Consider the following 14,249-nt stretch of genomic DNA (forward strand, 5'->3'; position numbering starts at 1 on the left):
CCTCATGAAAGCTCGCTACCTCGCCCTGATCCTCGCCCCTCTGTTCAGCACTGCCGCCCTGGCTGCCGGCTACACCGGTCCGGGCGCCCAGTCGGTGGCCACCGTAGCTGCGGCCAACGATGCAGCCGACGACACCCCAGTGGTGCTGCAGGGCTTCGTGACCAAAAAGATCAACAACGACGACAAGTACGAGTTCAAGGACAACACCGGCACCATCACCGTGGAAATCGATGATGAAGACCTGCCGCAGACGCCGTTCAACGACAAGACCAGGGTCAAGCTGACCGGTGAGGTGGAGAAACACCTGATGAGCCGGGAAGTGGATGTGGACATGGTCGAGATCATCAACTGATCCGATATTCTTGGGCTGCTTTGCAGCCCATCGCGACCCCCGAGGTTCAGCTCGATTTAGGTGGCAGCTTGCTCAGATGCAGCGCCACCAGCAATGCCACCGTCAGCAGGCTGCCAATGAACACCCCGATGCCATTCCACCCCCACTGGTGCCAGAACACCCCGCCCGCCGTACCGGCCACACTTGACCCGGCGTAATAGCTGAACAGGTACAACGACGACGCCTGTCCCTTGGCTTTCGAAGCCCTGCGACCAATCCAGCTGCTGGCCACCGAGTGTGCGCCAAAGAAGCCAAAGGTGAACACCAGCATACCGACGATCACCATCAGCAGCGGGCTGGCCATGGTCATCAGCAAGCCACTCGCCATCACCACGATACTGGCCCAGAAAACCTTGCGCCGACCCAGCTTGTCGGCCAAAGCGCCGACCTGCGCCGAGCTGTAGATACCCGACAGGTACACCACCGACAGCAAGCCGACCAAGGCCTGGTTCATGTGGTAAGGCTCGGCCAGCAGTCGGTAGCCGATGTAGTTGAACAGGGTGACGAAAGCGCCCATCAGCAGGAAGGCTTCGAGGAACAGCCAGGGCAGCCCGGCATCCTTGAAGTGCATGACAAAGCCGTCCAGCAGGCTGCGCGGGTTCATTGCCTGTGGGCGGAAGTTGCGCGATTCGGGCAGCACTTTCCAGAACACCAGCGCGGCTGCCAGGGCCAGGCCACCGATGGTCAGCATCGCCGTATGCCAACTGACGAAGTCAATCAGCACACCAGTGATCAGGCGTCCACTCATGCCGCCAATAGCGTTGCCGGCAATGTACAGGCCCATGGCCAGGCCGATGTGCTGCGGGTGGATCTCTTCGCTCAGGTAGGTCATCGCCACCGCCGCCAGGCCGCTGAGCGACAGGCCGACCAGGGCGCGGCTGGCCAGGACCAGCTCCCAACTCGGCATCACCGCGCTGGCCAAGGTGGACAGTGCAGCGCAAGCCAGGGCGAACACCATCACCGGCTTGCGGCCGATGCGATCGGAAATGGGCCCGGTGACCAACAGGCCGAACGCCAGCATCGCCGTCGATACCGACAGCACCAGGCTGCTTTGCGCCGCGTTGATGGCAAACTCCCTGGACAGCAGGGGCATCATCGGCTGCACGCAGTACAGCAGGGCGAAAGTGGCGAAGCCGCCGCTGAACAGGGCCAGCACGGTCTTCATGAAAGCAGGAGTGCCCTTTTCGATCCACATGTCGTTCAAGGTGTCGGGTTTTGGCTCGGCGGGAAGGGGCGCTACAGCAGTTTTCACAGGCGGGACCTCTGGCGCAATGAAAAAAGCATATAGCTGGCTAATGATTAGATCCAATATATTGTTCGACCTATTTAAGACGTTTAACGACCTGCTCGGAGCCAATCATGGAACTGCGCCACCTGCGTTACTTCATTGCCGTGGCCGAGGAGTTGCACTTTGGTCGTGCCGCCCAGCAACTGGGCATCTCGCAGCCGCCACTGAGCCAGCAGATCCAGGCGCTGGAGCAGGAGCTGGGCGCGCGGCTGTTCGAGCGTACCAACCGACGGGTCGAGCTGAGCGAGGCGGGGCGGTTGTTCCTCGACGAAGCCCGCCAGGTCCTGGCGCAGGTGGAAAAGGCCGCTGACGTGGCCCGACGTGCGCAGTTGGGTGAGCTGGGCGAAATGAAGATCGGCTTCACCTCCTCGGCCCCGTTCACCTCGAAGGTCCCCAAGGCCATCCATGCGTTCCGCCAGCGTTTCCCGGCGGTGCACTTGAACCTCAGGGAAATGAGCAGTCGCGATGTCGCCGAGGGGGTGTTCAATGAGTCGATCGAAGTAGGCCTGATGCGGCCAATGCCGCTGCCGGAAGGCTTGCTGGCCACCGAGTTGTTCAGCGAGCCGTTGGTGGCGGTGATCAACGCGTCGCATCCGCTGGCCGAGGGTACTGAACATGGCCTGCACATGGCGGCATTGGCCGATGAGCCGTTCGTTTTCTTCCCGCGCAGTTATGGCAGCGGTTTGCATGCCCAGCTGTTGAGCCTGGCGCGGCAGGCGGGGTTCAGTCCGCATTTTGCCCAGGAGGCGGGCGAGGCGATGACCATCATTGGCCTGGTCTCGGCGGGGCTGGGGGTTTCGGTGCTGCCGGCGTCCTTCCAGCGCATGCGCATCGACGGGGTGGTGTACCGCACCTTGCTCGATGACGGGGCGATGACGGCGGTGTGGCTGGTACAACGCGAGCGCGGCAGGTCGGCAATGGCCAAGGCGTTTGCCGAATTGGTCATCGGACAGGCTTATGACTGACGGCCTGCAGAGGTGAACGGCAAATGGCACTGGCCATTGCCACGGCGCCGCCACATACTCGGGCATTCGTTGAAACACGGAGGTCAATCATGCGGCGCGTGGTGTTCAATCAGAAAGGTGGCGTGGGCAAGTCGAGCATTGCCTGCAACCTGGCGGCGGTCAGTGCCAATGAAGGCTACCGGACCCTGCTGATCGACCTGGATGCCCAGGCCAACTCGACCCAGTATCTCACCGGCCTCACCGGCGAGGACATCCCCATGGGCATTGCCGATTTCTTCAAGCAAAGCCTGTCCAGCGGGCCGTTCAGCAAGAAGAACAAAGTCGATATCTACGAAACCCCGTTCGACAACCTGCACGTGGTCACTGCTACCGCCGAGCTGGCCGACCTGCAGCCGAAGCTGGAGGCCAAGCACAAGATCAACAAGCTGCGTAAGCTCCTCGACGAACTGGACGAGGACTACGAGCGGATCTATATCGATACCCCGCCAGCGCTGAACTTCTATGCTGTTTCCGCGCTGATTGCCGCCGATCGCGTATTGATCCCCTTTGATTGCGACAGTTTTTCGCGCCAGGCCCTATATGGTCTGCTGGCCGAGATCGAAGAACTCAAGGAAGACCACAACGAAGATCTGGTGGTGGAAGGCATCGTGGTCAACCAGTTCCAGTCCCGCGCCAGCCTGCCGCAGCAGATGCTCGATGAGCTGCTGGAGGAAGGCCTGCCGGTGCTACCGGTGTACCTGGGCAGCTCGGTGAAGATGCGTGAGTCGCATCACGCCAGCCTGCCGCTGATTCACCTGGAGCCCAGGCACAAGCTGACCCAGCAGTTCGTTGAGTTGCATTCGCTGCTTGAAGAGAACGCTTAAACCCCTTGGCTGCGCAGCCACTCCAGCAATGACTGGAGTGGGAACGCCCCGGCCTGGCGGCTGATTTCGCGGCCGTTTCTGAACAGCAGCAGGCTGGGGATCGAACGGATACCCAATTGCCCGGCCAGGTTGCGGTTGGCTTCGCTGTCGAGCTTGGCCAGGCGGCAGCGACCGGCCAGTTGGCGGGCGGCTTGTTCGAAGGTGGGGGCAAAGGCCTTGCACGGGCCGCACCAGTCGGCCCAGATGTCGACCAGTAGCGGCAGGTCGCCTTTGATCTGGCTGGCGTAGCTGGCTTCGGTGAGCTCGAAGGGTGTGCTCAGCAGCATGTCCTGTTTGCAGCGGCCGCATTTCGGCGCGTCGCCCAGGCGCTCGGCAGGCAGGCGGTTGAGGCCGTTGCAGTGGGGGCAGGGGATTACCAGTGGCTCGGACATATCAATTCCTAGTGTTGTTTGTTCGGGCCCTGTCGCCGGCAAGCCGGCTCCCAGGGGGGGCGTCTGCCTCAGGTAGGCTTTTTACCTGTGCGAGCTGGCTTGCCGGCGATGGGGCCTGTACAGCGACCATCAAATCAGGATGAACAGCTGATTTCCAGGTGCTTGCCCCACTCTGGCGGCCGTTCGGCGTAGGCCTGCATCCCGGCTTGCTCTTCAAACGGTTTGCTCAACACCTGATGCAACCGCCGTACTTCACTGTAGTCCCCCGCTTCAGCCGCTTCGATGGCTTTCTGCGCCAGGTAGTTGCGCAGCACATACAGCGGGTTGACCGCATGCATCCGTTCCCGACGCCCTTCGGCATTAGCAGCTTCACGCTCACAGCGGGCCAGGTAAGCTGCACTCCAGGCATCGAAACCGGCCAGGTCAATGAAGTCGTCGCGCACTACCTTCAGCGCTTCGGCTACCGGCCTGTCACCCAGTTTACGGAAGAACAGGTTGTAGTCCACGCCACCGCTCTGCATGCGCTGCAACAGGCGCTCGACCAACGCCATGTCGTCGTCCTCGGCAGTGGTCAGGCCCAGACGGCGGCGCATCAGGTCGAGGTAATGGGCCTGATAAAGCGGCAGGAACAGCCCGAGTGCCTCTTTCAGCGGTTCCACTTCGATCACTGTGGTCAGGGCCTGAGCCAGGGCACTGAGGTTCCAGTGCGCAATCGGCACCTGGTTGGCATAGCTGTAGCGACCACGGTCGTCGGAGTGGTTGCAGATGAAGTTGGCGTCGAAATCATCCAGGAAGGCATAGGGGCCGAAATCGAAGGTGATCCCGAGAATCGACATGTTATCGGTGTTCATCACGCCGTGGCAGAAGCCGTAGGCCTGCCAGCGGGCAATCAGCTCGGCGTTGCGCTCGACGATGGTGCGGAACATGGCCAGGTACGGCTGCTGCGCCTCACAGCATTCGGGATAGTGCTGTTCCAGCACGTGGTCGATCAGCACGCGCTGCTGCTCGGGTTGTTTGGTGTAATAGAAATACTCGAAGTGGCCGAAACGCACGTGGCTGTGCGCCAGGCGGGTGAGCATGGCCGCGCTTTCACGGGTTTCGCGCCATACCGGGGTGCTGGAGCCGATGACGCACAATGCCCGGCTGGTGGCGATGCCCAGGGCGTGCAGGGCTTCGGAGGCGAGGAACTCACGGACCGACGAGCGCAGCACCGCACGGCCGTCACCCATGCGCGAATAGGGGGTCTGGCCGGCGCCCTTGAGGTGCAGATCCCAGTGCTCGCCGGCGTCATTGAGCACTTCGGCCAGCAGCAGGCCACGGCCATCACCCAGCCGTGGGTTGTACGAGCCGAACTGGTGGCCGGAATAGACCATTGCCCGTGGGTCGGCTTGGTCCCACAGCTTGTGGCCGCTGAACAGTTCGGCGAACAACGGCAGGTCGGCCTGGGCCGGGTCGAGGTCGAGCAGGGCCATGGCCGACTCGCTCGCTACCACCAGACGTGGCTCTGCGATGGGATCGGGCAGCACCTGGGTGGAGAACGCGTCGCCCAGGCGGGCGAAGCGGTTGTCGAAGGTGAGTTGGTCGAGGGCTTTCACGGGCTGCTCCTGGAAGTCGGTGCCATTGGGGCCGCGTTGCGGCCCATCGCCGGCAAGCCAGCTCTCACCGGAGATGTGCAGAGCCTGAGAGCAACGCAGTTCTGGTGGGAGCGGGCTTGCCGGCGAACGAGGGCGAAGCCCTCGCAGGCATTCTGGGCGTTCATGCCCTATGGAGTCCACTTACACAGGCTGAGTGCCATCCGGTTTTGGCTGCTCCACCGGCACCAGCTGTTGCTTGCCCCCCTTCTGGTCCATCAGGAATACCTCGACCTGGCGTACCGAGATCTTGATGTTGTGCGCCTTGAATTCACGGTTGATGTAGCGGTTGATCTCGTCCAGCGTCGGGTTGCGGTCGCCCAGGTCGCGTACGTGCATGCGCAGTTCATGGTCCAGCGAGCTTTCGCCGAAGTTGAGGAAATACACGATCGGTTCCGGGTCCTTGAGTACCCGTGGGTTTTCATGGGCGCCCTTGAGCAGCAGCTCGCGCACCAGGTCCAGGTCGGAGCCGTAGTCGATACCCAGCTTCAGCGTTACCCGGGTGACCGTATCGGTCAGCGACCAGTTGATCAGCTGGCCGGTGATGAAGGTCTTGTTGGGGACGATGATGTCCTTGCGGTCGAAATCGGTGATGGTGGTGGCGCGGATGCGGATCTTGCTCACCGTGCCCGACAGGTTGCCGATGGTGATGGTGTCGCCGATGCGCACCGGGCGCTCGAACAGGATCATGATGCCGGAAATGAAGTTGGCGAAGATCTCCTGCATGCCGAAGCCCAGGCCCACCGACAACGCGGCTACCAGCCATTGCAGCTTGTCCCAGCTGACCCCCAGGGTCGACAGGGTACTGACGATGCCGACGCCGACGATGGTGTACGACAACAGCGTGGTGGTGGCGTAGGCGCTGCCCTGGGCCAGGTTCAGGCGCGACAGTACCAGTACTTCCAGCAGGCCCGGCAAGTTGCCGGCCAGGGCAAAGGTGATGCCGACGATGATCAGGGCACCGAGCAGGTCGCCGAGGCTGATCGGCACCATGCTGGCGGCGGCGCCGGTGCCGCTGGTGTATTCGTAGAGGACGAAGTTGTTGAGGTAGGCGAACACCGAGATCAGGTCCGACCACACCCAGTACAGGCCAGCGATGAAGCCGCCGAGCAGGGCCAGACGGATAAGGCGCAGCGACTGCTGGTTGACCTGCTCGATGTCCAGGGTCGGCTCTTCGGTGATGACTTCGCCGTCCAGCCCCTCCTTGGCCGCCGCCCGCTTGCTCAGCGCGCGTTGGTAGGCCAGGCGCCGTGCGGCCACCGACAGGCCGCGCACGAACGCGGCCTCGATCACCAGCCAGAACAGCAGCAGGTAGAGGGTGTAGATCAGCCGGTCGGTGAGTTTCAGCGCGGTGTAGTAATAGCCGAAGCATACGGCCACGAACAGGGCGATGGGCAGCGCGGTGAAGGCTACGCCCACGGCCTTGCGGAACAGCGAAGTGTCACGGTGTGCCGGGCTGCTGAGCAGCAGGCGACTGAGCAGCCAGGCCATCAGTGCGTAGCAGGTCAGCACCACGCCGATGCCCAGCACGTCGTCGGCCAGGGCCGATGGCTGGTGCTCGGCCACAGCCACTACCCCGACCAGCGCCAGCACCACGGTGCCGAGGCGGCGTACCCAGCCGCGCAGGAACTCGACCTGCGGCTTGTGCCAGCGGAAGTGGATTTCCGCCACGCCGCCGGGGGCAAGGATGCGATAGGCGGTATAGAACACCAGCCAGGCCTGTGCCAGTTGCCAGAGGGCGGCGCCGAGGTTGGCGTTCTGCCCCCGGGCGTCGATCTGCAGGGCATAGCTGCACAGGGCCAGGCCCAGGCTGACCGGCATCGCCAGCAGGATATTGATGAGCAGCGCCTGGGGCGTATGCCACTGGCTGTCGCGGCGGAAATGGCCGATGTCCTGGTGCACCTTGCCCAACCGCTGGTACAGGTACTTGCGCCGCCACAGCAGGGCGCCGATCACCAGCAGCAGCGGCAGGAACAGCAACGGGCGTTGGCTCAAGCCGTCGGCCAGTTCCTTCAGGCCCGAACCCCACGGCAGGTTGGCGACCTGATCAGCCAGGCGCTCGGGTACGTAGCGCAGCCAGTCCCAGTCCAGCGGCTTGTTGCTGGGGATCCAGAACATCTGCTCGTCGAGGGTGGTACGCAGGCTCTGCGCAGTGCCCAGCAACTGCTTCTGGTTGAGCTGCAAGGTGATCGATTCGTTGAGCAGTGCCGACAACTCGCGGTTCAGCCGCTCCAGCAGGTCGCTGCGGGTGATGGCCACTTCCAGCAGGGCTTTGCGCAGCTGTGGCGTCACCTCTTCCTGCGGCTGGGCGGCCAGCAGCTTGTCGACGTAGGTGACCGGGTTGCTCATCTGCTCGCGTTGCTGGTTGACCTCGAACTGGTACAACCGGGTGTCGGCGATCTGGTCAGCCAGATCGCGGTCCAGTTTCAGGTGCGGCAGGCTCTGCTTCTGCTTGTAGAGAATCTTCGACAGCAGCAGGCTGCCCTTGAGCACGTTGATCTGTTCGTCCAGCGCCTGGTCGGCCTGGGTCAGGCTGTCCAGTTGCTGTTTGGTGCGCAGGTTCTGCTGGGTCAGTTCGTTGAGCCGATCGGTGCTTTTGAGCAGGTAATCGGAGAGTTTGAGGTTGACCGCGCTTTCGGTGGCCAGCAGGCTGCTGCCGCCGGCTTTCTGGGCCTCGATCGACTGCTGGGTGACGGCTTCCTGGGACTGCGCCAGGCGCTTGTCGTTGATCAAGGTCTGCAGGTCCTGGATTTCCTGTTCCAGGCGCGCGGCGCGCTCGATCAGCAGGTCGTGGCGAGCGTTGCCAAGGTCTTGCAGCTGGCTGTTGCCGGCCAGCTCCTGGCGGCGCAGCAGGGTCAGGGCGTTGAGCGAGGCCAGTTCGGCGTTGAGCTGGTTGCGCTGGTCGGCGTTGATCGGTTTGCCTGCATCCTTGCCGGTCTTGAGAATGCTGTTGATCTGCTGGGTGCGTGCCTGGGCGTTGCTGATTTCAGCCTGGGCTCGTTCCGGGCGGGTCTGCGAATTGATGATCAGGCTGTTGGCTTCGGACAGCGCCTCCTGCAGCTCGCCCTGCTGGGTGCTGCGTTCGCTGAGCATCTGTTCCAGTTGCGGCACGCTGAGGCTGGCGTAGCGCTGGGCCACCGGCTGTGGCTTGCTCTCCTTGAGCCTGGCCAGTTCATGCTGGCTGTCGCTAGTTTCTTTCGGGGCCCCGGCCAACTGCTGCTTGAGGGCGGTGAGCTTGTGCTCGTTGTCTTCCTTGCTGGCGAGCAGGCTGAGGGTTTGCTCCAGCACCTGCTGCAGTGCCTTCTGCTCGGCCTCGGGCAGCTTGCGCTCGGCGATCTTGTCAAGGCTGTTCTGGATACTGGCGGTGGTCGGGGCTTCTGCCGCAGTGGCTGCAAAAGAGAGAGACAGGCACAGCCCGAGCAGGGCTGTGCGGAGATACGCGCGCAGGGACATAGGCAGGCTACTTGAGAATCAGGCAAACGAAGTTTAGAGGAACAATCCTGGTCCGGGTCGCGTTCCTTCGGGGAATCTGACGCCCACTTTCTGAATCTTGTTCCCGTCCATGGTGGCCACGGTCCAGATCGTGCCATGCCATTCGACCTGGTCACCTACTACTGGAGCGCCTCCGACCTTCTGTCGGATGAACTGCGCCAGTGGCATTTTCGCGTCCAGGCCATCGAGTTTGAGGCCGTACAACGCCGCCACCGCACCCAGTTCGGCATCGCCTTCGAGTACGAAGTCGCCGAAGAATCGCAAGTCGAGGCCGCGCTGTGGCGCCTGGCTGAACAGTTTGCCCAAGGCGGGCAGGTTGTGCTCGTGGCCGATCACGCAAAGCATGTCGCCGACTTCCAGCACGGTGCTGCCCGACGGGTGCAGCAGCTGCTCGCCCCGGAACAGTGCGGCGATCCGCGTGCCTTCTGGCATTTTCAGCTCGCGCAGCGCGGCGCCGATGCACCATTTTTCGGCGCCCAGGCGGTAGACGAACAATTCCCACTCGCTGGTGATGTGCACTTCCAGGGCGGAGCGGGAGATTGGCGCCGGGTCTGGCGGTACCGTCACTTTAAGCAGCTTGGCCATCCACGGCAGGCTGGTGCCTTGCACCAGCAGCGACACCAGCACGATGAAGAAGGCCAGGTTGAAGAACAGCTGGGCATCCGGCAGGCCAGCCATCAGCGGGAACACCGCGAGGATGATCGGTACCGCACCGCGCAGGCCGACCCAGGAAATGAAGGCCTTTTCACGGCCGTGGAAGGCCTTGAACGGCAACAGGCTGGCGACCACCGACAGCGGGCGCGCCACCAGTATCATCCACAGCGCGAGGCCCAGCGCCGGCAGGGCAATGGGCAGCAAGTCGTGCGGCGTGACCAGCAACCCCAGCACCAGGAACATGCCGATCTGCGCCAGCCACGCCATGCCATCGAGCATGTGCAGGATGCCGTGGCGGCTGCGGATGGGCTTGTTGCCCAGCACCAGGCCGCACAGGTACACGGCGAGGAAGCCGCTGCCGTGCAGGGCGTTGGTCAGCGAGAACACCACCAGGCCGCCGGCAATCACCAGGATCGGGTACAGGCCGCCAGCCAGCTTGATGCGGTTGACCAATTGCAGCATCAGCCAGCCGCCGCCCAGGCCCACCAGCCCGCCGATGCCGAATTCGCGCAGCAGGTGGGTGAGCAGGCTCCAGTGCAGGCCGGTCTGGCCGCTGGCGATCATGTCGATGAGGGTGACCGTAAGGAACACGGCCATCGGGTCGTTGCTGCCCGATTCGATTTCCAGGGTCGCGGTCACCCGCTCGTTCAGGCCTTTGCCGCCGAGCAGCGAGAACACCGCCGCAGCATCGGTGGAGCCGACGATGGCGCCGATCAGTAGGCCCTGGATCAGGCTCAGGTCGAACAGCCAGGCGGCGACCATGCCGGTGAGGGCGGTGGTGATCATCACGCCGATGGTGGCCAGCGACAGCGCCGGCCACAGGGCCACCCGGAAGCTCGCAACCCGCGTGCGCAGGCCGCCGTCCAGCAGGATCACGGCCAATGCCAGGTTGCCTACCAGGTAGGCGGTCGGGTAGTTGTTGAAAATGATGCCGCCACCATCGACACCGGCGGCCATGCCGACCGCAAGGATGATGACCAGGATAGGGATGCCCAGGCGCGACGACAGCGAGCTGACCAGGATACTCGCACCCACCAGCAATGCGCCGATCAGGAACAGGCTGTTGATGGTGCTTGCATCCAAAGGCAGGTACTCCGGGAACCGCGGGGGGAAGGGACTTGATAGCATGTCGCTAGCAGGTCGCGTGCCAAATGATTCTAACCTGATGAATTGGCAGCCTGTAAAGCGTTTCTGCAGGTAAAAAAAAGGCACCGCGGTGGGTGCCTTTTCTATCGTGGGACCTTGTATCACGAAAGGGCAGCAAAGCGGCCCCAGGTTCATCAGGCCTGCTTCACCTCACGCATCGGCTTGCCCTTCACCGGTGCACCATTGGCCACATAGTACTTGGCGGTGCTGCGCGGCAGTGGCTTGCGGCCACGGATCTTGTCCGAGATCTTCTCGGCAATCATGATCGTGGTGGCGTTGAGGTTGCCGGTGATGATGATCGGCATGATCGACGCGTCGACCACCCGCAGGCCCTGCATGCCGTGCACGCGGCCTTCGCCGTCGACCACCGCCATGTCGTCGGTGCCCATCTTGCACGAGCAGGACGGGTGGAAGGCGGTTTCGGCGTGCTCACGGATGAACTTGTCCAGTTCCTCGTCGGTCTGCACGTGCGCGCCCGGGCTGATTTCGCGGCCACGGTACGGGTCCAGCGCCGGTTGGGCCATGATTTCGCGGGTCAGGCGGATGCCGTCACGGAATTCCTGCCAGTCCTGTTCGGTAGCCATGTAGTTGAACAGGATGCTTGGGTGCTGGCGCGGGTCTTTCGACTTGAGGCGGATACGACCGCGGCTTGGCGAGCGCATCGAGCCCATGTGCGCCTGGAAACCGTGTTCCTGCACGCCGTTGGAGCCGTTGTAGTTGATGGCCACCGGCAGGAAGTGGTACTGGATGTTCGGCCATTTGAATTCAGGGCGGGTGCGGATGAAACCACCGGCCTCGAACTGGTTGCTGGCGCCGATGCCGGTACCGTTGAACATCCACTCGGCGCCGATCGCCGGCTGGTTCCACCACAGCAGCGATGGGTACAGCGACACTGGCTGGGTGCAGGCGTACTGCAGGTACAGTTCCAGGTGGTCCTGGAGGTTTTCGCCGACGCCCGGCAGGTCGTGCACCACCGGGATGTCGAGGCTTTCCAGCAGGGCGCGCGGGCCGACGCCGGAACGCTGCAGCAGTTGCGGCGAGGCGATGGCGCCGGAGCTGACGATCACTTCCTTGCGGGCGCGGGCTTCGACGCGCTCTTCGCTGTCGCCGACCAGGTAGGTCACGCCGATGGCGCGCTTGCCGTCGAACAGCACGCGGTCGGTCAGGGCGTGGGTGACGATGGTCAGGTTCGGGCGCTTCTTGGCCTGATCCAGGTAGCCGCGGGCGGTGCTGGAACGGCGACCGTTCTTGGTCACGGTGCGGTCCATCGGACCGAAGCCTTCCTGCTGGTAGCCGTTGAGGTCTTCGGTGCGTGGGTAACCGGCCTGTACGCCGGCTTCGACCATGGCGTGGAACAGCGGGTTGTTGCCGGCTTTCGGCGTGGTAACGCTGACCGGGCCTTCGCCGCCGTGATAGTCGTTCGGGCCGATGTCACGGGTTTCGGCCTTGCGGAAGTACGGCAGGCAGTCCAGGTAGGTCCAGTCTTCCAGGCCCGGCAGTTCTGCCCAGCCGTCGAAGTCCATGGCGTTGCCGCGGATGTAGCACATGCCGTTGATCAGCGACGAGCCACCCAGGCCCTTGCCGCGGCCACACTCCATGCGGCGGCCGTCCATGTGCGGCTCCGGGTCGGTCTCATAGGCCCAGTTGTAGCGGCGGCCCTGCAGCGGGAAGGCCAGGGCGGCCGGCATCTGGGTGCGGAAGTCGAAGCGGTAGTCGGGGCCGCCGGCTTCCAGCAGCAGCACAGTGACGCCGGCGTCTTCGGTCAGGCGGGTCGCCAGGGTGTTACCGGCCGAGCCGGCGCCGACGATGATGTAATCGTATTCTTTGGACATGCAAGTACCCTCATGTTGGCGGTGAACAGGGAGCGGAAACGCCCATGCACAGCGGCACGGGCGTGGCTAGACAGGGTTTAGAAAACCGAGTTGTAGCCGCCCAGCTCGACCTGGACCGACTTGATGCGAGTGTATTGGGCCAGCGAGCTGATGCCGTTCTCACGGCCGACACCCGACTGCTTGTAGCCACCCACCGGCATTTCGGCTGGCGATTCGCCCCAGGCGTTGATCCAGCAGATACCGGCTTCCAGCTTGTGGATGATGCGGTGGGCGCGGCTGATGTCGTTGGTGCACACACCGGCGGCCAGGCCGTACTCGGTGTCGTTGGCACGGCGGATGACTTCCTCTTCGGTTTCGTAGGTGAGGATGCTCATCACCGGGCCGAAGATCTCTTCCTTGACGATGGTCATGTCGTCGGTGCAATCGGTGAACACGGTCGGGGCGACGAAGGCGCCCTTGGCGAAATCACCTTCGGTCATACGCTCGCCACCGCACAGCACGCGGGCGCCTTCTTCCTTGCCCTTGGCGATGTAGCCGAGCACGCTTTCCATATGCTGGAAGCTGACCAGCGGGCCGAAGTTGGTGTTTTCGTCTTCCGGGTTGCCAGCGCGAATGCGCGCAACGCGCTCGGCGATCTTGGCTTCGAAAGCCGCTTTCATTGCCGCTGGGACGAATACGCGGGTGCCGTTGGTGCAGACCTGGCCCGAGCTGTAGAAGTTGGCCATCATGGCGATGTCGGCGGCCTTGTCCAGGTCGGCGTCGGCACAGATGATCAGTGGCGACTTGCCGCCCAGTTCCATGGTGACTTCCTTGAGCGACGAGCTCGAGGCGCTGGCCATGACCTTCTTGCCAGTGGTGGTGCCGCCGGTGAAGGACACTTTCTCGATGCGTGGGTGCTCGGTCAGCCAGGTGCCGACTTCGCGGCCGCTGCCGGTCAGCACGTTGAACACGCCGTTCGGCAGGCCGGCTTCGGTGTAGATCTCGGCCAGCTTCAGGGTGGTCAGCGAGGTGACTTCCGACGGCTTGAAGATCATTGCGTTGCCAGCAGCCAGGGCCGGGGCGGACTTCCACAGGGCGATCTGGATCGGGTAGTTCCACGCGCCGATACCGACAGTCACGCCCAGCGGCTCGCGGCGGGTATAGACGAACGACGACTCACGCAGCGGGATCTGCTCGCCTTCGATGGCCGGTACCAGGCCGGCATAGTATTCCAGCACGTCGGCGCCGGTGACGATGTCGACGTAGCGGGTTTCCGAGTACGACTTGCCGGTGTCCAGGGTTTCCAGCATGGCCAGTTCGTCGTTGCGTTCGCGCAGGATGTCGACGGCGCGGCGCAGGATGCGCGAACGCTGCATGGCGGTCATCGCGGCCCAGACTTTCTGGCCGCGCTCGGCGCTTTCGACGGCCTTCTCGACGTCGGCCTGGGTGGCACGTTGCACGTGGGCGAGGACTTCGCCGGTGGCCGGGTTGATGGCTTCGAAAGTGGCATCGCTGCCAGCGTCGACGTAAGCGCCATCAATGTAGAGTTTTTGCGTTCCGAAACGGGCCATAGTGTC

The 14,249-nt window shown here is 63.3% G+C and carries 10 protein-coding genes; 3 read left to right on the plus strand and 7 right to left on the minus strand.

The genetic code is table 11. The features are described from left to right. The first annotated feature begins 4 nt into the window (after positions 1-4). The gene (locus HU760_RS02490) at positions 5-352 is read left to right on the plus strand and encodes a NirD/YgiW/YdeI family stress tolerance protein (protein WP_186672213.1); all 348 of its coding nucleotides are present in this window, start codon (positions 5-7) and stop codon (positions 350-352) included. 46 nt (positions 353-398) lie between these two features. Here HU760_RS02490 and HU760_RS02495 read toward each other — a convergent pair whose 3' ends face one another. Next, a complete protein-coding gene (locus HU760_RS02495; protein ID WP_186672215.1) occupies positions 399-1,643 on the minus strand; it encodes an MFS transporter in 1,245 nt (414 codons plus the stop codon). A 107-nt stretch (positions 1,644-1,750) separates the two neighbouring features. Between HU760_RS02495 and HU760_RS02500 the strand changes: the two genes are divergently transcribed. Together HU760_RS02500 and HU760_RS02505 are read left to right on the plus strand one after the other, a co-directional pair. Next, positions 1,751-2,644 (plus strand): LysR family transcriptional regulator, encoded by an 894-nt coding sequence (locus HU760_RS02500; protein WP_186672217.1) that lies wholly within the window; start codon positions 1,751-1,753, stop codon positions 2,642-2,644. A gap of 89 nt (positions 2,645-2,733) precedes the next feature. Further along, on the plus strand, positions 2,734-3,507 hold the full coding sequence (locus HU760_RS02505; protein ID WP_186672219.1) for a ParA family protein: 774 nt from the start codon (positions 2,734-2,736) through the stop codon (positions 3,505-3,507). Here HU760_RS02505 and trxC read toward each other — a convergent pair. The 6 genes from trxC to betB form a co-directional block, all read right to left on the minus strand. Beyond that, complete coding sequence (trxC, locus tag HU760_RS02510; protein ID WP_186672220.1) at positions 3,504-3,938, minus strand: thioredoxin TrxC; 435 nt, start codon at positions 3,936-3,938, stop codon at positions 3,504-3,506. The two genes, HU760_RS02505 and trxC, sit on opposite strands and share 4 nt — an antisense overlap. 134 nt (positions 3,939-4,072) lie before the next feature. Then, positions 4,073-5,533 (minus strand): protein adenylyltransferase SelO, encoded by a 1,461-nt coding sequence (gene selO, locus HU760_RS02515; RefSeq protein WP_186672221.1) that lies wholly within the window; start codon positions 5,531-5,533, stop codon positions 4,073-4,075. 180 nt (positions 5,534-5,713) lie between these two features. Then, a complete protein-coding gene (mscK, locus tag HU760_RS02520) occupies positions 5,714-9,022 on the minus strand; it encodes a mechanosensitive channel MscK (protein WP_186672222.1) in 3,309 nt (1,102 codons plus the stop codon). Between the two features lie 33 nt (positions 9,023-9,055). Next, entirely contained in the window at positions 9,056-10,798 is a 1,743-nt protein-coding gene (locus HU760_RS02525) for a potassium/proton antiporter (RefSeq protein WP_186672223.1), read from the minus strand. A 197-nt stretch (positions 10,799-10,995) separates the two neighbouring features. Continuing rightward, positions 10,996-12,693, minus strand: coding sequence for a choline dehydrogenase (gene betA / locus HU760_RS02530; RefSeq protein WP_186672229.1), 1,698 nt, complete (start codon positions 12,691-12,693; stop codon positions 10,996-10,998). A 77-nt stretch (positions 12,694-12,770) separates the two neighbouring features. Further along, positions 12,771-14,243 carry a betaine-aldehyde dehydrogenase gene (gene betB, locus HU760_RS02535; RefSeq protein ID WP_186672231.1) on the minus strand — a complete coding sequence of 491 codons (1,473 nt, stop codon included), beginning with the start codon at positions 14,241-14,243 and terminating at the stop codon, positions 12,771-12,773. Positions 14,244-14,249: the final 6 nt, after the last annotated feature.

This window comes from Pseudomonas oryzicola (genome assembly GCF_014269185.2).
In the GTDB taxonomy this organism is placed as follows: Bacteria; Pseudomonadota; Gammaproteobacteria; order Pseudomonadales; family Pseudomonadaceae; genus Aquipseudomonas; species Aquipseudomonas oryzicola.